The organism is Comamonas sp. NyZ500 (genome assembly GCF_016772095.1).
In the GTDB taxonomy this organism is placed as follows: domain Bacteria; phylum Pseudomonadota; class Gammaproteobacteria; order Burkholderiales; family Burkholderiaceae_C; genus Comamonas; species Comamonas thiooxydans.
On the sequence record NZ_JAEIJE010000004.1, the window covers coordinates 13,059 to 33,970 of the forward strand.

At 57.6% G+C, this 20,912-nt stretch carries 22 protein-coding genes and 1 tRNA gene; 9 read left to right on the plus strand and 14 right to left on the minus strand.

What is annotated here, in order from left to right:
• Positions 1-5 precede the first annotated feature (5 nt).
• From JAO85_RS07920 to JAO85_RS07970, 11 genes are all read right to left on the minus strand, one after another.
• The gene (locus JAO85_RS07920; RefSeq protein WP_202787849.1) at positions 6-1,382 is read right to left on the minus strand and encodes an ATP/GTP-binding protein; all 1,377 of its coding nucleotides are present in this window, start codon (positions 1,380-1,382) and stop codon (positions 6-8) included.
• Positions 1,383-1,951: 569 nt separating this feature from the next.
• Positions 1,952-3,208, minus strand: a complete 1,257-nt coding sequence (locus JAO85_RS07925; RefSeq protein ID WP_202787850.1) for a type II secretion system protein GspD — start codon at positions 3,206-3,208, stop codon at positions 1,952-1,954.
• Positions 3,205-4,260, minus strand: coding sequence for a zonular occludens toxin domain-containing protein (locus tag JAO85_RS07930; RefSeq protein WP_202787851.1), 1,056 nt, complete (start codon positions 4,258-4,260; stop codon positions 3,205-3,207). The genes JAO85_RS07925 and JAO85_RS07930 overlap by 4 nt, the downstream gene beginning before the upstream one ends.
• Before the next feature lie 3 nt (positions 4,261-4,263).
• Complete coding sequence (locus JAO85_RS07935; RefSeq protein ID WP_202787852.1) at positions 4,264-4,551, minus strand: DUF2523 family protein; 288 nt, start codon at positions 4,549-4,551, stop codon at positions 4,264-4,266.
• Positions 4,552-4,562: 11 nt separating this feature from the next.
• Positions 4,563-5,888: a hypothetical protein gene (locus JAO85_RS07940; protein ID WP_202787853.1), complete on the minus strand. Its 1,326-nt coding sequence runs from the start codon at positions 5,886-5,888 to the stop codon at positions 4,563-4,565.
• A 146-nt stretch (positions 5,889-6,034) separates the two neighbouring features.
• Positions 6,035-6,271 carry a hypothetical protein gene (locus JAO85_RS07945; protein ID WP_202787854.1) on the minus strand — a complete coding sequence of 79 codons (237 nt, stop codon included), beginning with the start codon at positions 6,269-6,271 and terminating at the stop codon, positions 6,035-6,037.
• Between the two features lie 52 nt (positions 6,272-6,323).
• Positions 6,324-6,578 carry a hypothetical protein gene (locus tag JAO85_RS07950; RefSeq protein ID WP_202787855.1) on the minus strand — a complete coding sequence of 85 codons (255 nt, stop codon included), beginning with the start codon at positions 6,576-6,578 and terminating at the stop codon, positions 6,324-6,326.
• Entirely contained in the window at positions 6,579-6,773 is a 195-nt protein-coding gene (locus tag JAO85_RS07955; RefSeq protein WP_202787856.1) for a hypothetical protein, read from the minus strand.
• Positions 6,774-6,776: 3 nt separating this feature from the next.
• Positions 6,777-7,094, minus strand: a complete 318-nt coding sequence (locus JAO85_RS07960; RefSeq protein WP_202787857.1) for a hypothetical protein — start codon at positions 7,092-7,094, stop codon at positions 6,777-6,779.
• A 21-nt stretch (positions 7,095-7,115) separates the two neighbouring features.
• On the minus strand, positions 7,116-8,387 hold the full coding sequence (locus tag JAO85_RS07965) for a replication initiation factor domain-containing protein (protein ID WP_202787858.1): 1,272 nt from the start codon (positions 8,385-8,387) through the stop codon (positions 7,116-7,118).
• A gap of 331 nt (positions 8,388-8,718) precedes the next feature.
• Positions 8,719-8,940, minus strand: a complete 222-nt coding sequence (locus tag JAO85_RS07970) for a hypothetical protein (RefSeq protein WP_202787985.1) — start codon at positions 8,938-8,940, stop codon at positions 8,719-8,721.
• A 70-nt stretch (positions 8,941-9,010) separates the two neighbouring features.
• Here JAO85_RS07970 and JAO85_RS07975 point away from each other — a divergent pair, with 70 nt between their 5' ends.
• Positions 9,011-9,661 (plus strand): hypothetical protein, encoded by a 651-nt coding sequence (locus JAO85_RS07975; protein ID WP_202787859.1) that lies wholly within the window; start codon positions 9,011-9,013, stop codon positions 9,659-9,661.
• Positions 9,658-10,656 carry a tyrosine-type recombinase/integrase gene (locus JAO85_RS07980; RefSeq protein ID WP_202787860.1) on the plus strand — a complete coding sequence of 333 codons (999 nt, stop codon included), beginning with the start codon at positions 9,658-9,660 and terminating at the stop codon, positions 10,654-10,656. The genes JAO85_RS07975 and JAO85_RS07980 overlap by 4 nt, the downstream gene beginning before the upstream one ends.
• 384 nt (positions 10,657-11,040) lie before the next feature.
• Here the strand turns inward: JAO85_RS07980 and JAO85_RS07985 are convergent.
• Together JAO85_RS07985 and hrcA are read right to left on the minus strand one after the other, a co-directional pair.
• Positions 11,041-11,117, minus strand: a tRNA-Ile gene (locus JAO85_RS07985).
• A gap of 52 nt (positions 11,118-11,169) precedes the next feature.
• Entirely contained in the window at positions 11,170-12,177 is a 1,008-nt protein-coding gene (hrcA, locus tag JAO85_RS07990) for a heat-inducible transcriptional repressor HrcA (RefSeq protein WP_003066063.1), read from the minus strand.
• A 29-nt stretch (positions 12,178-12,206) separates the two neighbouring features.
• Between hrcA and JAO85_RS07995 the strand changes: the two genes are divergently transcribed.
• The 7 genes from JAO85_RS07995 to JAO85_RS08025 all read left to right on the plus strand — a co-directional run bounded on the left by JAO85_RS07995 (position 12,207) and on the right by JAO85_RS08025 (position 19,777).
• Positions 12,207-13,106, plus strand: a complete 900-nt coding sequence (locus JAO85_RS07995; RefSeq protein ID WP_003066061.1) for an NAD kinase — start codon at positions 12,207-12,209, stop codon at positions 13,104-13,106.
• A 2-nt stretch (positions 13,107-13,108) separates the two neighbouring features.
• Positions 13,109-14,866 (plus strand): DNA repair protein RecN, encoded by a 1,758-nt coding sequence (recN, locus tag JAO85_RS08000; protein WP_039049643.1) that lies wholly within the window; start codon positions 13,109-13,111, stop codon positions 14,864-14,866.
• A 4-nt stretch (positions 14,867-14,870) separates the two neighbouring features.
• Positions 14,871-15,794, plus strand: a complete 924-nt coding sequence (gene rapZ / locus JAO85_RS08005; protein WP_034357618.1) for an RNase adapter RapZ — start codon at positions 14,871-14,873, stop codon at positions 15,792-15,794.
• 29 nt (positions 15,795-15,823) lie between these two features.
• Positions 15,824-16,507, plus strand: coding sequence for a winged helix-turn-helix domain-containing protein (locus JAO85_RS08010; protein WP_039049642.1), 684 nt, complete (start codon positions 15,824-15,826; stop codon positions 16,505-16,507).
• A 5-nt stretch (positions 16,508-16,512) separates the two neighbouring features.
• Positions 16,513-17,967 (plus strand): two-component system sensor histidine kinase CreC, encoded by a 1,455-nt coding sequence (creC, locus tag JAO85_RS08015; protein ID WP_039049641.1) that lies wholly within the window; start codon positions 16,513-16,515, stop codon positions 17,965-17,967.
• Between the two features lie 107 nt (positions 17,968-18,074).
• Positions 18,075-19,499 (plus strand): cell envelope integrity protein CreD, encoded by a 1,425-nt coding sequence (gene creD / locus JAO85_RS08020; protein WP_054073493.1) that lies wholly within the window; start codon positions 18,075-18,077, stop codon positions 19,497-19,499.
• A complete protein-coding gene (locus JAO85_RS08025) occupies positions 19,496-19,777 on the plus strand; it encodes a hypothetical protein (protein WP_012837143.1) in 282 nt (93 codons plus the stop codon). The genes creD and JAO85_RS08025 overlap by 4 nt, the downstream gene beginning before the upstream one ends.
• 63 nt (positions 19,778-19,840) lie before the next feature.
• Here the strand turns inward: JAO85_RS08025 and mutY are convergent, their stop codons facing one another.
• Positions 19,841-20,908, minus strand: coding sequence for an A/G-specific adenine glycosylase (gene mutY / locus JAO85_RS08030; protein ID WP_012837142.1), 1,068 nt, complete (start codon positions 20,906-20,908; stop codon positions 19,841-19,843).
• Positions 20,909-20,912: the final 4 nt, after the last annotated feature.

Genomic DNA, 20,912 nt, shown 5'->3' on the forward strand with positions numbered 1-20,912 from the left:
ACCCGTTATTCCAGCGTCTTACCAAGAATTCCAGCGAATTCATCTAGCCCACATCCAACAAAAGGTATCGCGCCAAATCTCCCCATCAAGTAACCCCTTTCGATATTATCTGTCGACCTAACCTTGATATCACTCAGAGAGTAAATATGACTAACACCTTCCGGGTCTTTTTCAGCAAACCATATTTGGTCCCTTCGCAAGAGAGATCCACTTAGCAAGTTAGTGTCATGCGTTGTAAATATCAACTGAGCTCGACCAGGATTTGTTACAGGATTCTGGAAAAGACGTATAAGTTCCCTGGATACAAGAGGATGTAGTGCTGTATTTAGCTCATCAACCAAAACAATACCACCCTCATGAAGTCTTGCAAAAACAGGCCCCAGCAATTGCAAAAGGGCCTGAGTTCCAGTACTTTCGGAGTTCAGTTTTACGGGATATGTTTTTCCACCCTTACCAAAGTGCATTAGCTTGATAGACAACTTATCTTTTAGAAACCCGCTTTCCCCGAATAAATCCTGAGACTCTGCCCCGCCATCTGAAACTTCGACTTCTATATGTTGCTTAAGAAGCTGCTCAATATCCTTGAGCATACGAATCTCTCGTTCCTTAAATGGAATTCTCGAGAAATCAATATCAGATATCCCAACATCCGCCGCTTTAAGAAACTCAAGCGCAGCAGCCTTACGCTGTTCATCAAGTCCGAAATATGCAGTCAATTGCTCTGAAATCGCCATTTCGGAAATATTAGAATTTAACCGATTTGCAATTTTGGTAAAAAACTCAAATATCGATGATATTTGCGGGTGTGAATTTTGAGCCGCAACAGATAGAAACAAGCTATTTGGACGAACAAGCTTAGCAATTTGCTTATTTTCCCCTTTTAAACTTTTTCCTGGAAAGACAACCTCAACTTCTCCATCAGAAGAAGTCTCACGAGCAAACATAACTGATCGAACCTGCCGAGATGCATTTAAATCAAATGAATAAAGCCACTCCTGTAAAATATATTTACCATCAAGAGAAAATCCATAATGATATCTAATATCATCAATAACTATATCAACATCATATCTTGAGGCAGTCCCCTCATAATTAGAGTCCAAGATATAGGGTTGATATGGAGTGCCTTTTCTTTTCGCAATACCGGAATGAGAATGAGTGACGGCATCAACAAAAAATTCAAATGCTTTCAATAAAGTTGATTTACCCGAAGCATTCGCACCATAGATCCCTGCTACAGGCAATAAACGAAGTGCTCGTCCTCCCTCACCACCGAGGCTGATCACACAAGCGTCCTCATCCTTGAGAGACGTAGCCGTCAGCTGCAGTTCTTGATATGAAAGAATAGAACCGTGGTTCTCAACACCAAATCGCAGCAGCATAGATAGATTCCAAAAGCAAATTTTTCCAAATTTTCCCACAAAAGCCTCTTAGAGATCCAAGGAATAGCCCTGCAATCATCAAAAAGTTCTTCGGATGCAGCATCGCAATAGCACGCAAGGCATCAACATTTGCTACCTCATGAGGAACATTCTTTGCTCGTGTAACACCACTGAATCGACCAACATTCCTCTATGCAATCTCCAGTCTCGCGAAATTGCCGGCACGCTCTCGGCTCCCCCTGATCAGTCACAACGCAGCCAGACAAGTCAAACTGGCGAAGTTCAATCAACGAATGGCTTAGGCCACTTCGGCTTCTCTTCAGCATCAGCGAGCGAAATGAACGTCGGAATCGGCAGCTCACCAACTGCTTCTCGAGCCGGAAAGCGCGCTCTAGGACGCCAACCAGGCTCCCTCTGAATAGGTACATCCTTGAAGGGCAGGTCATCTGCTACAGGAGGAGTCTTTGGTTGGCTCATCCACGCAGTCTAGCAAGGCCCTAACTTGGCCCCAAAGATTGACAACGCCCCAAAGAAAGCAACCAATAAAAAAGGCCCCGAAGGGCCGTTGATCACAGTCGCTGCACTTGCAGCACCAAAAGGACTTCCGAGGTGCTGACCTCCTTGCCCGAGGTGTGCAAAAAGCCAGGCAGAAAGGACGGCCCATCGCGCGTTTGAGTGTCTTTATTCTCGGCCAAGCCCCCCAGTACGATCACATCACCATCTTGCAAGCCCACTGTGGTTTTCAGCTCCCGCTTGGTCAGCGTGGGGCTGTTGTTAACACCCGTGGTGGTGGTGATGAAATCAGATAGCTGCTGGCTGATCGCTAGATCGATCACCGCATCGCGCACCGTGGGCCGGATATCGAAGATCACACCCGAGCTGCGATATTCAACCGACTGCACGGCCTGGCCAGCCCCTTGCGGGAACGACAGCGCTCCCAGCACCGGTACTTCTTGGCCAACGCTGAACACGCCGCGTGTGCCCGACTGGATGCGCAGCGATGGCGAGGAAACGACCTTGAACCGGCTATCCGTCTCCAGAATGGAATACACGGCATCGAGCGCCGTGTTCTTGAGCTGGATGAAGTTGCCCAGGTTGCCCGCGGACGAGCCGATCCCCAAGTTGAGCTTGCCGCCGAGCAGGTTCGCCAGCAGGCCGAAGGCAGAACCGGATTTATCGGTACGGCTGACCTCATAGACCACCCCACGCACCAGCACCTCGCCGGTTGCCACATCAACCTGGGGCAACAGTTGCTGCAGTTTCTCGATCTCCTGTGGGGTACCTGAGAACAGCAGCACATCTGCATCTTGATCAATCAGTGCTGCAGCCGAGCCATTGGGAACATTGCCTTCAGGCATAGCCTGGCCCGATGCCCGGACGCTACGATTGACCGAGAACGAGCCCTTGAACAGCGGAGCCATGACCCGGGCAAGGTAAGCCACATCGCGGTACTGTGGCCGGTATAGGTGCAGACGGGCTTCCGGTTGCGCAATCTCTTCTGTCTTGCGCTTACTTACAAAGTCCACGCCGCCCTTGCGTTCCACGATGTAGCCCAGGCTGCCCAGAAAGCCATCCAGGAAGGCTAGCAGATCGCCTTGCCCGCTCTTGTATCGGAAGGACACGGTACGCGTGTCGCTCAGAACTTCGGGATCGAGCACATAGGGCGTGCTCAGGGCCTCACCGTAGAGTAGCTGAAGCACTTGGGCCACGTTGGCCGACTGCAGATCAAAGCTGGCGGCAGGGCTTGTTGGGTTGGCTGCATGGGTGGGCAGTGCCAAGCTGATCGCCAGGCAGCAGGCTACCAGGGAAGAGCGTATGCGTTTCATGGCTTGCCTCCTGCGCTGGGTTGCGGGCCGCTCCAAACGGTGACACGTTGACCATCGACCTCGCCAACCATGGCTGCACCGACATGCATGAAGGCCGAAGGATGCTCCAGGCGCACACGGCCGTCCTGGCCTTCGAGGATGACGAATTGCTTGCCCTGGGCCTGGAAGGTGCCGGCAAGCCGCCAGGAACTGGAAACTCCAAGGCGCGCAGCCGTGGCGAGCGTTTGGCCTGGTGCTGCAGGAGGAACTGCCTGTGGTGCCGATGTTGATGGCTTGCCTGCGGCTACGTTCGCCTTGGCCCGAGAGCCATCGAAGAAGCCCAGGATGGTGTAGACGCCCCAGCTAAACAGCAGCACCACGCCCATAGCCACAAACCACAGCTTTGGGTTACGCAAGACGTTCTGGCGGCTGTCCACCTGCAGTTCCTTACCCGTGCCGCCGGTGTAGCTGCTGTACAGCGGAAAAATCTCATCGTCGTAACGCTTGTTCTGAACCGATACGCGGCCCTTGGCCGTAAGCTTGTAGCCTTCCCACATTTCGACGCGGTAGGTCTTGCTCCAGCCCAGGGTCTTGATCTTGGTTGTGCGGAACGTGACCTCGACCACCACACGCAAGGTGCGGTGCAGGTCGGTAATGTCCTGCACCATAAGCACCAGGTCGCAGCAGACCTTGGTATCGGGATGCACGAAGTGCCGGTGTTCGCGGAAGAATATCTTGTGCTCAGGCAGCAGCTTGCAGTCAGTGCCCCAGAAGCGCCAAGCCTCGTCAATGCAGATGATGTCACCAGGCTTGCAGAAGGTATCCACGTCCTGACCATGAGGCAGGAAGCTGGCCTTGGGCACATCGTCGTTGGTGCAATGCACGACCTCGCCGAGCTGCTCCATCGGCACGCCGAATTTGTCATGACAGTAGGCGCGGATCGCATCGCTGTCGATTCCGTCCACATTAGTGACCACGCGGCGGCCGGCCTTGACGGCAGGCACGATCACCGAGGACACGCATTCATAGGATTTGCCGGAACCCATCAGGCCCGTGTAGGTGTTGATGGGCATGGGCTATCCGATCACCGGCATGCGGCGGATGATGAAGCGCGTGGCGTAGGCCGACACCATGGCCGAGATGCCCATGGGCAGCTGGAATGCATCGAGAAAGAACCAGGTGCCCGCGGTGATGCCAGACAGCGCGCCGTTGATAAAGCTGGCATTGGGCAGCAAAGCAGAGATGAAGCCCACGAACTCGCTGGTGATGAAGTACAGCGCAAAGAACAGCGCGAACTTAACCAGCAGCGAGCGGAACACCCAAGCCAGCATGGAATTCAGGGCGGAAAGTAGGATGCCAAACATGGTTCACTCCATCATGCCGACAGCACGATGAACAAGGCCATCGCTGCCCAGGCAAACGCCATTGCGAGCTGCAGCACCTGCTTGTTGTCCTCGATCAGCTTGCAGTGGGCATCGAGCACATGGGTGCCATACAGTTCGATTGTTGGCTTGGGGCAGATACCGGTATGCCCTTGAGCCTCAAAGTGACGCAGATCTGGAGCAAGCTGAAGAATGGGGTCTGCAATTTGCTGTGCTGTGGGAATTTGCTCCAGCGTTGGGGCTCCTATTGCAGGGTCTGCCCCTAAATTAGCCTGCGGCTGATCTATTGCCGGGTTAGTTGTGCCTTCGTTTGGCTGCGGTGTTGGCGTCAGCTCTGGTGCCGTGGGACTCGACGGCAACGCCCACGGATTGGGGTTCGTCGGTGTAGCTGGATTTGGACTTACAAAATCCCTGACCGTAGGCCAATACTGAGGGTTAGCTTGTGCCCAACGCGCAGCCTCGGTCACGGTAATAGGATTGCTTTGCGGGTACGGCAACCCGTCATAGCCTGGCTGCTGGGCCGCTTGCTCCCAGGCACGATTAGCCAGGGCAGCAATCAACGCAGGATTGAGCTGTTTTTTCAAGTCACTTTCCGGCAAACCCTTGATAGCCTCATTGGGACTCAATCCAGTACGCACAGACTCACCAGGAAATGTCAGTGCCAAGCACTGGCTGCCCTTGTAGTAATGCCCACCTGGGCAACTCACCGCCCCAATCGCTCGGCTCACAAAGATGGATAAGCCAGTATTCGTCTTGAGTGTGTAGGTGCCTCTACTTGCGTCATAGCTACCAGACACTGCCGACAGGCCTAGATTCGCAGCTGCCTGCGTGGCCATGGCTTCAGCAGATGTAGCACAGCCGCCTCCGCCCTGATTCGTACACCACACCTCATCGCCAACTAGCGTCCCCGGCACATTGGCTGGGGAAAGTGCGTTGGAATACTCATCAATCGTGCTATCGCGGAACAGCCATTTCACCAGTGCATCCAAACCCAGCGTGACTGCGTAACCAATAGCCGCCGTGAAGCCAATTGCTAGTGCTGTACTAGCCCAAGCAGGAGCTGCAATAGCCCCAACAGTAACTAAAACCGCTCCCCCTGCGACTACAGACAAACGAGGTGCTGCACGAGCCAACGTATTGCCGAAACGCGGATCATTGGCCGCAAAGCCTCGCGCTTGCATTGAATCCTGCAACACACCGGAGATTGCACGATTTACTTGTGCAGGTTGAGGGTTAGGCAGTGCTTGCGACCAAGCAGGAAACGGCATTACCAACAAAAGACATAGCTTGGCGATCAGCCACAATTTGAAGAGCTTCATTCCAGCCCCTTGATGAGTGCCCAGGCGCAGACGATGCCCCAGGCGAAGATGAACAAATACCAAAGAGAAACCATCAGAAACCCCTACGCAGAAAGCAAACGAGCGGGGTGATCAGGCCCGCCCGGTTCACTCAATTCGCGATTGCTTTAGCCGCCACGAATCCAGCGCAGGGCCATCTTGGCTGCCGTCATGGTCGCGTAGATGGCTGCCAACACACCAGCCACTGCCAGCACTGCAACGATCACGTCTTCGGCTTTGAACTGGCCGGTGATGGGAGTCAGGTCAATAGCACTTTGGGCAGCAGCAGTGCCGCTGGCCAGCACAAGGGCCAGGGCCGTTGCTGCCGCTGCAATCGTGGGCTTGGAGTTAAATTGATTCTTCATACGAAGTCCTTTCTTGGGTTTGTTGAACGGGAGCCGCCCGCTCGACGGTGGCTTATCCACGACGGATAAGCCGCAAAACTTCGCCAACTCCCCGACCGACCAGGAAGAAAAGCACGACGACGGTGAAGCCGACGCCAAAGACTTGGGCCACATCGACGGGGTCGAGCTGGGGAGTTGCACTGCTGAGCTGAAGAAGCGCTTGCAGATCAACTGCGACCTCCTTGCGGTAAGCATCTGGGCATTGACCAGCGTTGAGCCCTGCCTCAACGCCATAAGGCGTTTCGCAATAGAGGATGTAGATGGACACTCAGATTTCCTCCAAGTCCACGATCTGCGCGCGATGAAACGGGTCTACGTGGTCTGCGATCATTTCGACGGCGGTTTCCATGTCGTCCACAGTGCAGGCATCACGCAAGAGCAGCGCCCAGCGCGGCTGGCCGTCATCTGGGTCAGGAGATAAGAAAGCGCCGGTAAATGCCGACTGGATCACGTAGCGGGGCATGACTTAGGCCTTAGCTGTGCTTTTGGGCTGGATATCAACCAAGATCAACTTGGAAGACTGCTCAGTACCTGCCGCCATCTCAAAAACACAGTCCACGGCCACTCCACCCGCTGGCCAGCTTTTTTTCAGATGCTTCCATTTGGCGAACTCAGCAGAGCTACCCATCTTGAATGGCCGCGTCACTTGGCCGAGGCTTTCACCGCTTTGGCTGTCGGGCAGATCAACGGCCAGGTGAAAGGTTGTGGAGTCGAAAGCACGGCCCTCATAGTCCCCCTTGCTGGACTTGATGCCGGTGAGAATTCCTTGTGCTTGAAATCGCATGTTTTTTCCTTGGTTCAGGCATTAGGCAAATGACGGACTAGCGCGCCCACCGCTAGCCAGCTTGGTAAAGACGTTTTGGTACTCACGTTCGATTTCTGCGAGAGAGAATTTTTTGAGTCTGTTGGGCAACTTCGCGGCGTATTCGTCACAGAGGCTGTCAAGCAACTTGATAGGTAGGTTCTTGAGCGCCAGGACGGCAGAGGCACCTGCTGTATTCATGAACCAACGCACGTTGCGCGTGACTTCAGCAGCTACGGTTTGCACCTGGACACGCTTTTCACACTTGACCGGCTCGGGTACAGCCTGAGCCCCCAGCTCTCTCAAGATGGATGCATGCCACTCACTAGCACCGGCAAAGAAGTCAGCAGGGCGGCGAAGCATGTCAACGGGCAACAGGCGTTTTTGATTGCCGTAACGCAGCTCGACACGAATCCATTTCGAGTCATCCTCTTTACCGAAAAGCTCTTTGCCCTTTTCGTAGATATTGGTCAGCTTGCCAGCAGCCCTCGAACCGAGATAAAAGCTGCGCCCTTTCTTTTTAGAGAGATGGTCGCCACCTAAGTTGTCATCTGGACGATGACCGAGGTGATCCATCAAGCCGTTCTCGTATTCCCAAAACAGACGTTGAAACACGTCACCATGACCCTTGTCATCCATGCCATCCATCAGGTCTGCAGCAAGGTCTATACGAGTGATGACACCACGATGCTCTTCGATGTAGTTGGCCATCACGTCATTCCAACCACGCTGGGCAAACGTGCACGCCATACCTTCAAGATTCACGTGCAGCGTGTTGTTCTGGTTGTCTTTGCGCTTGCCATTGCCAGATGCCAGGAATCCGACCCAGCCGACCGGATGACCCTTGCGCAGGATGTCAATGCGAAAGCGGTAGAAGTCCTTGCCCTTCTGAATCAGCGTATCTGCTGTGAAGTCCTTGCCTAAGATTTCTGCGACCTCTTCGGCCAGGGTGAAGGCCTGCGAGCTAGCGTGATAGTCAGGGTCTGGAAGATCACGCAACAGGTTTACAACACGCTGGCGGCGAGCTCGAACTTCACCATGTGCTGCATCGATCTGGTGCTGGCTCCAGCCATCGCGAGCGGCCTGATAATCAATGGCTCCATCAGGTTCAGGAAATAGCAATTCAACGCTTGGAATCGGCGCGTGGCGGCGATTGATGGTGAAGCGCAGCCAATCAATATGGATGTAAGACCACTCTTCGACCTTCGCCGCGTGCAGACGCACTTTGATTTCATGGTTAGTGGCCAGCACTAGGTCATTTCGGCGCTTGCTCATACGCCCAGCCCTGTAGAAGTTGTCCCCGTGTTACCTACGGGGACAGAAGAGGGATACGCGCCGCAGTACCCACCAAAATTGATAGCAGAAAGCGCATTCAGAGAAGCGCTCTGGCGGCTGTCCTCGCTACGCTGCGGGCAGACGCCAGAGCGCTTCTCGTCTGCCTGAATTGCAGCTGATAGATCGGCAGGCACAGCAACGTGCATGCGACTCAGCACGACCATGGAGCGGTGGCGAAGCTCAGGCCAAAAATCCGCCTGTGCTGACTGAACACCTATCCGCCACGCTTTGCGGGAGAAAAAAGAGGATCGCTTTGTCACACCGCTGGCCCTCACAGCACTGCCTCTTGTGCTCGTGCAGCAGCCAGGACGCGCACGGCCTCAACATTGATAAAGACGCGACGACCTACCTTCATCTGGGGCCAGTAACCACGATCAGCCTGAGCAATGAGCACACCGACAGGCAAACCGATTGCATTAGCGAAAGCTTCACGCGTCATCAGGGGACTACACACAGCAGCACCCGATGGCAGATAAGATTGATCGAGACTCATATTCTTTAACCTTCAATTCGTCTAATTTGGACGATTTGTAAGTTTGAGACTCTATTGCTAAGGCAACGCTATGTCAACAACTATTGAAGACCGCTTAATTCTTTTGCTGAAGGAAGACGGAGAGCACCACGGCTACTGGCAGTCACTCGAAGAAGTGACAGGCATATCTGCCCAAAGATGGAGAAAAGCTTTTGCGAGGAGGCAGCGGCCTACAACAGACATGTTTGCGGCCATCTGCAAGCTCTACCCAAAGTACGCGTTCTGGCTTGCAACGGGAATCACCGATGCAGTGAACGGACACGTCGCGCCACAAACAGCACTGACCTTTCCCGAGCGCCTGTACTCAGACGGAGAGGCGACAAATGACTATTTCACTCAATCCCTGAGACTTGCAGACAAGCTGTATGCAGAAGGGAATGTTGATATCGAAGATGAAAAGCAGCGGATGTATGCAGTTGAGCGAACACATCCACTTGCACACTGGATTGCAAGTCCGCTGATTGAAAAAGCCTATGAGCTGTCCACATCAGCGGAATACAAAAAACTCCAGAAGCTATGGCAACGACGTGAACAAGATCGATCCGAAATGCTGCAGAAGGCAACGACACCAGCTAGCAAGCACAGCATGACTGATGAACCTCGTCGCACACCTATGTTGGGCTCCGACGACCGCACCGCCCACCAATCCATGTTCGAGCTGTTCTTCCGTGCAAAGAAATGACAATAAAGAAAACTGACTCTGGCTGGCTGGTAGATGTTCAGCCAGGTGGTCGAGGTGGCAAGCGTTTTCGCAAGAGTTTCAAAACGCAGGCTGAAGCGAAGGCCTGGGAGGCATGGCTAAAAACTCAAGTTAACCAAGATGCCGACTGGCAGCCAGAGCGCCGTGACACTCGCAAGTTGAGCGAGCTGATCGAGCTTTGGTACATACATCACGGATCGGGGCTCAAAGCTGCAGCCAACACATACGGGCGTTTAAAGCTTGCCTGCGCAGCAATGGGCAACCCTGTCGCAGACAGGTTTTCGGTAAATACATTTGCGACTTATCGCACCCAAAGGCTAGAAGCAGGCATTGCCCCAAATAGCGTCAATCGCGAACATGCCTACTTACGCTCAGTTTTCAATGAACTGAAGCGCTTGGGCCAGTGGAACAAACCTAACCCCCTGGCAGAGCTTAGGCAGTTCAAGGTAGAGGAGCGCGAACTCTCTTACCTAACCAAAGAGCAGATAAAGCGACTACTAGCAGCTCTGCAGGACGGAAGGAATCGTCACGCCCCTCTGGTTGCAAAAATATGCCTCTCAACTGGTGCTAGATGGGGCGAAGCTGAGAAGCTAGAGGCCAGGCATGTCAGAAATGGGCAGATTCAGTTTGCCGGAACGAAGTCTGGAAAGCTGCGCATACTGCCGATCAGCTCTGAACTTGAACATGAGATTCAAGCTCATCACAACAAACTTGAAACAGGCCAGCAGCTTTTCGCCCCTTGCTATTCGGCGTTTCGAGAGGCTGTTGATCGCGCCGAAATCGATTTGCAAGAAGGGCAACTAACACACGTTCTCAGGCACACATTTGCCTCTCACTTCATGATGAAGGGCGGCAACATTTTGGTTCTTCAAAGAAGCCTGGGACACGCAAACTTAACAATGACGATGCGCTATGCACACCTGGCACCAGACCATCTGCGTGAAGTCATAAAGCTCAATCCTTTATCTGGCCTCTGAGGGCAGGCTCAGAGGCTGCAGCACGATCCAACCAAGTTGATTGGCGCAATCAATAAGCACCTTGCATGCTTCCGCCTTTGTCCACCCATAACACATGCGCTGACCATTCGAAAGCGCATAGTAGTGTTTTTTATGCGCAGGCCCGGCAGAGTCAGCAGGAATTGAAGCTGTAACCAAGTTCGCCCCAATCAAGTCTCCATCGATGAGCACAAGCAAATTGTCTTTTGACCTAGCCATACCCCCTCCTAGGGAAGATGGTACCAAGAGGCAAAGCTGCAAGAAAACATGACCTCAAGCAAGACAGGAGGACGCGCTCCTGTTGACACTTCGTTGACAGCCCAAAAGAAAAACGGGCTACGATTTCTCGTAACCCGTTGAAATTATTGGTAGGGCGTGGCGGACTTGAACCGACGACCAAAGGATTATGAGTCCTCTGCTCTAACCAACTGAGCTAACGCCCCAACACTGACAACAGCCGTGGCTGCCACCAGAAAAACTTCGCCATTGTAGGGCCTAACGCTTGTGACTCAGAGCATTGCTCACCAGTTTGGATGTGATATCGACAATCTGGATCATCTTGTCGTAGTGCATGCGCGTGGGGCCGATCACCCCCAAGGTGCCAACCACCTTGCCGTCGAGCTCATAGGGAGCACTCACTACAGACAAATCTTCAAACGGCACGGTCTGGCTCTCGCCGCCGATGTAAATGCGTACGCCATCAGCCTGATTGGAGAAATCCAGCAACCTAAGGATTTGCGTTTTCTGCTCGAACAGGTCGAAAGCGCGGCGCAGATTGCCCATATCGCTGGAAAAATCGCTCACGGACAGCAGATTGCGCTCGCCGGCGATCACCACATCCTCGCGATCATGGTTACTCATGACCTCAGTGCCTACATTCACCGCTGCCTGCATGAGGCTGGCAACCTGGCCCCGCAATTGCTCCACCTCGGTCTGCAGCCGCGTGCGCACCTCCTCCATTGTCAAACCGGCGTAATGGTGATTGAGGAAATTCGAGGCTTCTATCAGTTGCGAGGACTCGTAATCCACATCCGTGAAGATCACGCGGTTTTGCACATCGCCTTCGGGCGAGACGATGATGACCAGAAAGCGCCGCTCCGACAGGCGCACGAACTCGATATGCTTGAAGACGGAGCTGCGACGCGGCACCATGACCACACCCACGAACTGGGAGAGGTTGGACAGCAGATTGGCCGCATTGGCAATTACCTTCTGCGGCTGTTCAGGCATCAGGCCGGGCGTTACAAGATCGCAGCGGTCCACAGTCAGCATGGTGTCGACAAACAGGCGGTATCCCCTGGCTGTCGGCACGCGGCCTGCCGATGTGTGAGGGCTGATGATCAGACCCATCTCTTCCAGGTCGGCCATCACATTGCGTATGGTGGCAGGCGACAATTCAAGCCCGGATGCACGTGAAAGAGTGCGCGAGCCGACTGGTTGACCGTCAGCGATGTAACGCTCGATCAGCGCTTTGAGCAATAACTTGGCACGTTCGTCGAGCATGATTTCATTTTAATGATGTAATTTCCCAGATGACATCCACGTTCCACCATATTGCCCTGATCGGCAAGTACCACACACCCGCAGCAGGCGTTCCGTCCGATGCAGCCAGCGAAGCGCTGCAACGGATTGCCGGTTACGTGCGCAGCCTGGGTTGTGAGGTGATTCTGGATACCCAGTCCGCCATCTATGCGGGCCTGCCCGATTACCCGAGCATGGACGTTGACGGTCTGGGCAGGCATTGCGACCTCGGCCTGGTGGTGGGCGGCGACGGCACCATGCTGGGCGTGTGCCGCCATCTGGCGCGCTATGGCACGCCGCTGGTCGGCATCAACCAGGGCCGCCTGGGGTTTGTCACCGATATCGCCCTGGATGAATTCGAAGCCTCCATCACGCCCATACTGCAGGGCGAGTACGAGGAAGACGAACGCACCCTGATGAATGCTCGCGTCATGCGCGACGGCCAGTGCGTGTTTGAAGCCCAGGCCATGAATGATGTGGTGGTCAACCGTGGCTCGACCTCGGGCATGGTGGAGCTGCGCATCGAGGTCGGCGGCAGCTTTGTCTCCAACCAGCGCGCGGACGGCTTGATCGTGGCCACCCCCACGGGCTCCACCGCCTACGCGCTCTCGGCCGGCGGCCCCATGCTGCACCCTTCGATTCCGGCCTGGGTGATGGTGCCCATCGCGCCGCACAACCTCTCCAACCGCCCCATCGTGCTCTCCGACGCTCAGGAAGTGACTATCGAGGTGGTGGGCGGCCGAGGCGACGCCAGCGCGAACTTCGACATGCAGTCACTGAAATCGCTGCAGCATGGCGACCGCATTCTGGTGACGCGCGCCGATCACAGCGTGCACTTTCTGCACCCCAAGGGCTGGAATTACTTCGACACCCTGCGCAAAAAACTGGGCTGGAACGAGGGAGGCGTCTGACCATGGCCTTGAAGCGCATCGTCCTGCGGGACTTTGTGATTGTCCAGTCACTCGATCTGGACTGGCAGACCGGCTTCACGGTGCTTACCGGCGAAACCGGGGCCGGCAAATCCATCATGCTCGACGCTCTGCAACTGGTGCTGGGCGCACGAGCCGATGCACAGGTAGTGCGCGAAGGCTGCCCTCAGGCCGATATTTGCGCAGAGTTCGATTGCCCGCCCCATCTTCATGAATGGCTGGAAGAGTCGGGTTTTGCGCAGGAGCAGGATTTGCTGCTGCGCCGCGTCATCGACAGTCTGGGCCGCAGCCGCGCCTGGATCAACGGCTCTCCCGCCACGGCCACGCAACTGCGCCATCTGGGCGATCAGCTGATCGACATTCACGGCCAGCATGCCTGGCAAAGCCTGACCCGCCCGGATGCAGCACGCGCCATGCTGGATACCTACGGAGGCATTGAAACGGCCCAGCTCAAATCGCTTTGGCTGGACTGGCGCCAGAACCATCAGGCACTGGAGCAGGCGCTATCGGCCCAGGACAATCTGCAACGCGAACGGGAGCGCCTGCAATGGCAGATTTCCGAGCTGGACAAGCTGTCGCCGCGCGCCGAAGAGTGGGATGAGCTCAATGCCCAGCACACACGCCTGTCACACGCGCAGACCTTGATGGACTCGGCCCAGTCCTGCCTGCAACTGCTGGAGGATGACGATTCGGGAGCAGCCACCCCATTGGGCAGGGCCCACCACCTGCTGCAGGACCAGGAGCATCTTGAGCCTGAGTTTCAGAGCATTGCCGACGTACTGGGCTCCTGTGTGGCCCAGTTGCACGATGCCCGTCACTCGCTGCAGGCCTATCTGCGCCGCGCCGATCTGGATCCCGAGCTGCTGGCCGATCTCGATGAACGCCTGTCGCTGTGGATGCAGCTGGCGCGCCGCTACAAGCGCACACCCGAGGACTTGCCCGCCCTGCTCGAAGGCTGGAAACAGGAGCTGCACCAGCTGGATGCTGCCGTCGATGTGGAGGGGCTGCGCGCCAAAGAGCAGGCTGCCCAGCTCAGATATCAGGCCGAGGCGCGCAAGATTTCGCAGCAGCGCAGCCTGGCTGCGCCGCGCCTGTCACGCGCCATCACCCAGTCCATGCAGAGTCTGGGCATGAAGGGCGGCCGTTTCGAAGTACAGCTGGAGCATGCCGATGCCGCCAGCCCTGCGGGCACGGACAGCATCACCTTTCTCGTGGCCGGCCATACCGGCGCCACGCCCAAACCCGTTGCCAAGGTGGCATCGGGCGGCGAGTTGTCGCGCATCTCGCTGGCCATTGCCGTGACCACCAGCGAGCTGGGCCAGGCCGGGACCCTGATCTTTGACGAGGTGGACTCCGGCGTGGGCGGAGCCGTGGCCGAAACCGTGGGCCGCCTCATGCACTCGCTCGGCGATTCACGCCAGGTGCTGGCCGTCACTCACCTGCCCCAGGTCGCTGCCTACGCAGACCAGCACTACCGGGTGACCAAGCGCCCCAAGTCCAACACCACCATCAGCAGCGTGGATCCGCTGACTGGCGAGGAGCGCGAGATGGAAATGGCCCGCATGCTGGGCGGCGAGCACCTGTCCGAAGCAACCATGGCCCATGCCAGAGAAATGCTGGCCATGGCAAGATTGCCTGCAAAGCAGGCCGCAAACAGCGCCCAGCGTCCATCGGGCACCCAGGCCCGAAGTGCCAAGGCCAGCACTACAGCACGCAAAAGCGGCAAAGTCAGAGGAGTTTGAAATCATGTCCATGGAGATTGTTCTGATCAGCGGCATGTCCGGATCGGGCAAATCCGTTGCGCTGCATGCGCTGGAGGATGCTGGCTACTACTGCGTCGACAACCTGCCCCCGGAACTGCTGCAGTCCTTTGTGGAGCTCAAGCTCAACCATCAGGACGAGAAAGTGGCCATTGCCATGGATGCACGCAGCGCCAAGGGCCTACCTCAGCTGCCTGATCAGCTGCATCGCCTCAAAAAGCAGGGGCTGATGCCACGCATGATTTTTCTCGATGCCGACAGCAGCACCCTGATCAGGCGCTTTTCGGAAACCCGCAGGCGCCACCCTCTGTCCCCCGGCTCCCTGACGAACGAGCGCCAGGCACTGGAGCTCGATATCGAAAAGGAACGCGAGCTGCTGGGCCTGCTGCGCGACCGCTCCATCGTCATCGACACCGGCGACCTCAAGTCGGCGCAGCTGCAAAGCTATATCAAGCAGATCATCGAAGCACCCACAGGGCAGATGACGCTGATGTTCCAGTCCTTTGGGTTCAAGCACAGCATGCCCACAGACTCTGACTATGTGTTTGATGTGCGCATGCTGCCCAATCCCTTCTACGACAAGGAACTGCGTGCCTTGACGGGCCTGGACAAGCCGGTTGCCGACTATCTGGGCGCCTTGCCCGAGGTGCAGCAGATGCAGCTGGATATACAGCAGTTCCTCGAACGCTGGCTGCCGCTGCTGGCCAGAGACCACCGCAGCTATGTCACCGTGGGCATAGGTTGCACGGGCGGGCAGCACCGCTCGGTCTTTCTCGTCGAAGCTCTCGCCAGGCACTTCGAGAAGCAGTGGCCCACCGTACGCCGCCACCGCTCACTGGATTTTCGCGACAAATTCATCCAGGTCTCTCAGCAGTTTCTGGCCCCGGACGCCATCCACCCGATCAGCTGACCCGCATGCTCAGCCCTCAGACGTCAGCCATGCAGGTGCTGCTGCTCGAAGACGACCCGGCCATTGCAAGAACGATTTGCTACGCTCTGGAACGCGAGGGCATTGCCGTCACCCACAGTCTGCTGATCGCCGATGCGCGTCAGCAATGGAGCAGGACAGGGTTTGATGTGCTGCTCATGGACGTAGGCCTGCCCGATGGCAACGGCCTGGACTGGTGTCGCGAGCTGCGCTCTGCCGGCTCCATTGTTCCGGTGCTGGTGCTCAGCGCCAGAGGCGAGGAGATGGACAAGGTTCTGGGCCTGGAGCTGGGCGCAGACGACTATCTGACCAAGCCCTTCAGCCCGCGCGAACTGCTGGCGCGCACCCGCGCCCTGCTGCGCCGCTCCAGGCAATTTCAGCCTGCAGCACTCGCCCAGCCTGCAAGAGCACTTCAAATAGATGAGCAAGGGCAGCGTGCCCTGATCCACAGCAAGGCGCTGGATCTGACAAGGCGCGAATATCAGCTGCTGCAGAGTCTGGTCAACGCGGCAGGCCGCATCCTGAGCCGTGACGCCTTGCTGGAGCAAATCTGGGGGCTGGACAGCGAGAGCACGGACCGCACGGTGGATACCCATATCAAGACCCTGCGCGCCAAACTGCGCGAGCGTTTGCCCGATCAGGAGCTCATCGTCACCCACCGCGGTCTGGGCTATAGCCTGAACCAGCCCGGATAGCCGGTATGCGTCTGGGCCTGCGTCTCTTCTTCGCCTTCTTCCTGATCAACGGCCTGGCCGCCTTTTTCGTACTGCGCGTCTTCATGGTGGAGATCAAGCCCAGCGTGCGCAAGGTAACCGAGGATACGCTGGTGGAGACCGCCTATGCGCTTGCCACGCTGGCCAGTGCCGACATGGAGAAAGGCCGGCTGCAAGCCGGAGCGGACAGCACGTTTGCCGCTCAGCTGCAGGGCTACACGCAAAAGCCGATACAGGCCTGGATCTGGGACACGCGCAAGACCACGCTGGATCTGCGCATCACCGTCACCGACGCCCGGGGCATGGTGCTGTTCGACTCCCAGGGCAGGGACCAGGGCGCCGACTACTCGCGCTGGCGCGATGTCTATCTGACCCTGCGCGGTGAATATGGCGCACGCACCACGCGAGCCGTCAAGGAGGACGAATCCAGCAGCGTCATGTATGTCTCCGCGCCCATCATGGTGGACGGCCAGATTGCCGGGGTGCTGACCACCTCCAAGCCTTCCAGCTCGGTACAGAAAATCGTCGATGGCGCGGAGCAGAAGATTCTGCGCGGCGGCCTGCTGTTTGTGCTGCTGTCCGCCGCCGTGGGCTGTGGGGTGACCTGGTGGTTTGTGCTTCACGTGCGCCGGCTGCGCAACTATGCACAACAGGTGCAGGCCCCCACGCTCAACGAGTCTGCCCACCCCGCACAGGCCGCGGCTCCTGCGGCCATACCCGACATGCCCGGCGAGCTGGGCGAGCTGGCCCAGGCCATGGACAATATGCGCAAGCGCCTGGAAGGGCGCGACTATATCGAGGGCTATGTACGCGCCCTGACCCACGAACTCAAAAGCCCGGTGGCCGCCATACGCGGCGCGGGCGAGTTGCTGCAGGAAGAGCTGCCGCCCCAGGACCGGGCCATGTTTGCCGGACAGGTGGTGGACCAGAGCCTGCGTCTGCAAAACCTGATCGACCAGCTGCTCCAGCTCAGCCGCCTCGAGCAGCGCCAGCAACTGGACACCAGCCATGGCTGCAGCCTGATGGAATGTGCCCGGCAAGCCATGGACTCCCTGCAAAGCCATGCAGAGCAACGCGGCATGGCCATGCGCCTGAGCGGTGTGGACAGCAGCGGCCCCTGGGAGGCCGGCCTGGTCACTCTGGCGATCAGCAATCTGCTGCAGAACGCCCTGGATTTCTCTGCAGAGAACAGCGTGATCGAGCTTGAGCTGGCCCCGCACCGCATCACCATCAGCGATCAGGGCCCGGGCGTGGCCGAGCCCTTGCTGGCCCGCCTGGGCGAGCGCTTCTTCACGACCCCCAGACCCAACGGAGAGCGCAGCGGCACCGGGCTGGGCCTGTCCATCGTCACCCGCATCATGCATCTTCATGGCGGCAGCATGCATGTCCGCAATCGTCACCCCGGCCTTGCCGTGACACTGGATTTCGCTCCCCAAAGCTGAGCAGCCAAGGCTTTCGAGCAGGACTTCACGCCCGCTTCACAGACTTCATTGCGCCCACACAGTCGCTGCCGACACTGCGTCCTGAAACCCCTCATTCAGGAGCACGCATGAAAAACCGACTGCTGTTCAAGACAGTCTCACTGCTGATCGTTCTGGCCTTGCTCATGGCCGGCCTGTCCATGATTCAGGATGTGGTGAAAGACCGCATCCGAAACCGCGACTACGCCGTGCAAAGCGTGGTCTCCAGCCTGGCCGGCACGCAGACGCTGATCGGCCCGGCCCTGGTACAGAACTGCACCGAAACCACCAGCACTACCAATGGCAAGAAAATCGAGTACAGCACCCGCGAATTCCAGCGCATGCTGCTGCCCGACACGCTCAACCACGATGCCAACGCAAAAATGGAAGAGCGCTCACGCGGCCTGCACCACATCAACACCTATGTGCTGCACGACCAGATATCGGCCGGTTTTGCCAATGCCGCGCAGTATGCGGAGCTGCCCAAACCCAGCGAGCCCAACGCCGTGGTGCGCTGCAAGAAAGTCTTTGCGGCATTCGCGCTCAGCGACCCCCGCGGCATCCGCAGCGCGACGCTGCAGGCCAACGGCCAGGACCTGGCGGTCGAATCCGGCACTCCGCTGGAGCGCTACGGCAAGGGCATCCAGGCGGAGATTGACGCCAGCCTGCTGAAAAAAGGCCAAGCCCTGAATCTGGACCTCAAGCTGCAGTTGCTGGGCACGGAGCAGCTCGCCTTCAGCCCCATCGCCACGGAAAGCAAGGTCACGCTGACGGCCGACTGGCCTCATCCCTCGTTTGGCGGCAGCTTTCTACCCAGCCGACGCGAAGTGACGGACAGCGGCTTTACCGCCAGCTGGGAGCTGTCCTCGCTGGCCACCTCTGCCAGCACGGCCTTCACCCGCCAGCAACGTCTTTGCAGCCCTGGCTACTGGGGCAGCTCGGAAACCTATGCCGCCTCCGCAGCCCGCAGTCATGACGACAGCGGCCCCTGCCTCGAAACCATGGACACGGAGTTCGTCAATCCCGTCAATGTCTATTCGCTGAGCGAGCGCGCCACCAAGTACGGCATTCTTTTTGTGATCCTGACCTTTGTCGCGGTCGGCCTGTTCGAAGTCATGAAAAAGCTGCGCGTTCACCCCGTGCAGTACCTGCTGGTCGGCTCGGCCTTGTGCAGCTTCTTCCTGTTGCTGATCAGCCTGTCCGAGCATCTGGGCTTTGCCACGGCCTATGCGATTGCGGCCAGCTCCTGCGTGGCTCTGCTGGCCTTTTATGCCAGCCACATTCTGGGCAGCATCAGACGCGGCCTGCCGTTCGCGATTGCCATCTCGGCCCTGTACGGCCTGCTGTATGTGCTGCTGCAGCTGGAGCAGACCGCTCTGGTCGTCGGCTCCATCGCCCTGTTCGGCGTGCTGGCCCTGGTTATGATCTGTACCCGTCATGTGGACTGGTACGCCTTTGGACGCAGCGAGAGCGAAGCGCCAAGCAAGTCTTCGAAACAAGAGGAGGCAGCATGAACCAGTCACGACACACTCCGCAGGCTCAGGCCTTGCTGAACACTTCGTCGCGCCATCTGCTTGGCGAGCCTTGCCAGCTCAGCGTGCAGCAGTACCAGCAACTCTGGCTGAGCGCACAAAGCCAAGGCGACCGCAAGGCGCAGCAAGTCCTGCGCCAGCAGGTGGTGGCCGCGGGCCGGCAATTGCAGACACAGCGCGGCAACCCTCAGGCCAGGGCCCTGTGGCTGGCCTTGATGGGGCTGCGCTGCTCCATGCTGATGCCCAGATTGCGCTTCTGAAATCTTCAGCCATCAAAAAAGGTGACGCCTGCCGTCACCTTTTTTCATTCATGCGGCAGGCGTTCAAGCCAGCTCGGCATCGAGCAGCTTGCGGATCGGGGCCGGCAGACCCAGCTCCGCCCAGGCCGCGGCATCCGCCCAGCAGGATTCATCGGCCTCTGAGACCAGGGCGGCATGCGTCTGATCGACGGGCACAAGAACCGGATGCAGGTGCAGATCCTTGTGGGTCAGCACATGCAGAAAGCCGGGAAGGTCCTGCCAGCTCCGGGTCCCGTCCTGAGGCCATGCGGCCTGCGCATGGCTTTGCAGTGCCGCATAGTCTTCAAAGACCGGCGGGCTGTAAAGCCCGGCCCAGATACCGGCTTGCGGGCGCTTTTGCAGCCATACGCGACGCTGTGCATCCACCGCCAGCAGCAGCCACCAGGACTCGGCGCTGCGCTTGATCTTGCGCGTGCGCACAGGATAGTTCTCCGGGTTGCCGGCGCGGGCCGCCCGGCATTCGGAGTGCAGAGGGCACACCAGGCAGGTGGGCTTGCGCGATGTGCAGACGCTGGCGCCCAGATCCATCATGCCCTGGGTGTAGCGCGGCATGGCTTCGTGCAGATTCTCGGTGGGGCACAGTTGCTGGGCGTGTTCCCACAGCTGCTTTTCATTTCTGGACTGAGCCAGATCCGCATCGAACGCCAGCACCCTTGTGAGAACACGTCGCACATTGGCATCCAGAATCGGCACCCGCTCGGAAAAGCAGAACGATGAAATGGCGCCGGCCGTGGAACGACCAATGCCTGGCAAGGTCGCCAATTCTTCGGCCGTTTGCGGAAAAGCCCCGCCCCACTGCTCCATCACGGTCTGCGCGCATTTATGCAGATTGCGCGCGCGGCTGTAGTAGCCCAGGCCGCTCCACAGCGCCAGCACGGCATCCTGCGGTGCAGCCGCCAGGCTGGCCACATCCGGAAAAGCGTCCAGGAAACGCTGGTAGTAGCCCAGCACGGTGCTGACCTGAGTCTGCTGCAGCATGATTTCAGACAGCCAGACGCGGTAAGGGTCACGGGTTTGCTGCCAGGGCAGATGATTGCGGCCATGGCTGGCCTGCCACTGCACTACGGCTGCGGCAATCGAAGGGAGAGTCAAGATT

Coding starts and splice junctions, on each gene's coding strand:
- JAO85_RS07920 (WP_202787849.1), bottom strand. CDS start 1,382: ATGCTGCTGCGATTTGGTGTTGAGAACCACGGTTCTATTCTTTCATAT.
- JAO85_RS07925 (WP_202787850.1), bottom strand. CDS start 3,208: ATGAAACGCATACGCTCTTCCCTGGTAGCCTGCTGCCTGGCGATCAGC.
- JAO85_RS07930 (WP_202787851.1), bottom strand. CDS start 4,260: ATGCCCATCAACACCTACACGGGCCTGATGGGTTCCGGCAAATCCTAT.
- JAO85_RS07935 (WP_202787852.1), bottom strand. CDS start 4,551: ATGTTTGGCATCCTACTTTCCGCCCTGAATTCCATGCTGGCTTGGGTG.
- JAO85_RS07940 (WP_202787853.1), bottom strand. CDS start 5,888: ATGAAGCTCTTCAAATTGTGGCTGATCGCCAAGCTATGTCTTTTGTTG.
- JAO85_RS07945 (WP_202787854.1), bottom strand. CDS start 6,271: ATGAAGAATCAATTTAACTCCAAGCCCACGATTGCAGCGGCAGCAACG.
- JAO85_RS07955 (WP_202787856.1), bottom strand. CDS start 6,773: ATGCCCCGCTACGTGATCCAGTCGGCATTTACCGGCGCTTTCTTATCT.
- JAO85_RS07960 (WP_202787857.1), bottom strand. CDS start 7,094: ATGCGATTTCAAGCACAAGGAATTCTCACCGGCATCAAGTCCAGCAAG.
- JAO85_RS07965 (WP_202787858.1), bottom strand. CDS start 8,387: ATGAGCAAGCGCCGAAATGACCTAGTGCTGGCCACTAACCATGAAATC.
- JAO85_RS07970 (WP_202787985.1), bottom strand. CDS start 8,940: ATGAGTCTCGATCAATCTTATCTGCCATCGGGTGCTGCTGTGTGTAGT.
- JAO85_RS07975 (WP_202787859.1), top strand. CDS start 9,011: ATGTCAACAACTATTGAAGACCGCTTAATTCTTTTGCTGAAGGAAGAC.
- JAO85_RS07980 (WP_202787860.1), top strand. CDS start 9,658: ATGACAATAAAGAAAACTGACTCTGGCTGGCTGGTAGATGTTCAGCCA.
- hrcA (WP_003066063.1), bottom strand. CDS start 12,177: ATGCTCGACGAACGTGCCAAGTTATTGCTCAAAGCGCTGATCGAGCGT.
- JAO85_RS07995 (WP_003066061.1), top strand. CDS start 12,207: ATGACATCCACGTTCCACCATATTGCCCTGATCGGCAAGTACCACACA.
- recN (WP_039049643.1), top strand. CDS start 13,109: ATGGCCTTGAAGCGCATCGTCCTGCGGGACTTTGTGATTGTCCAGTCA.
- rapZ (WP_034357618.1), top strand. CDS start 14,871: ATGTCCATGGAGATTGTTCTGATCAGCGGCATGTCCGGATCGGGCAAA.
- JAO85_RS08010 (WP_039049642.1), top strand. CDS start 15,824: ATGCAGGTGCTGCTGCTCGAAGACGACCCGGCCATTGCAAGAACGATT.
- creC (WP_039049641.1), top strand. CDS start 16,513: ATGCGTCTGGGCCTGCGTCTCTTCTTCGCCTTCTTCCTGATCAACGGC.
- creD (WP_054073493.1), top strand. CDS start 18,075: ATGAAAAACCGACTGCTGTTCAAGACAGTCTCACTGCTGATCGTTCTG.
- JAO85_RS08025 (WP_012837143.1), top strand. CDS start 19,496: ATGAACCAGTCACGACACACTCCGCAGGCTCAGGCCTTGCTGAACACT.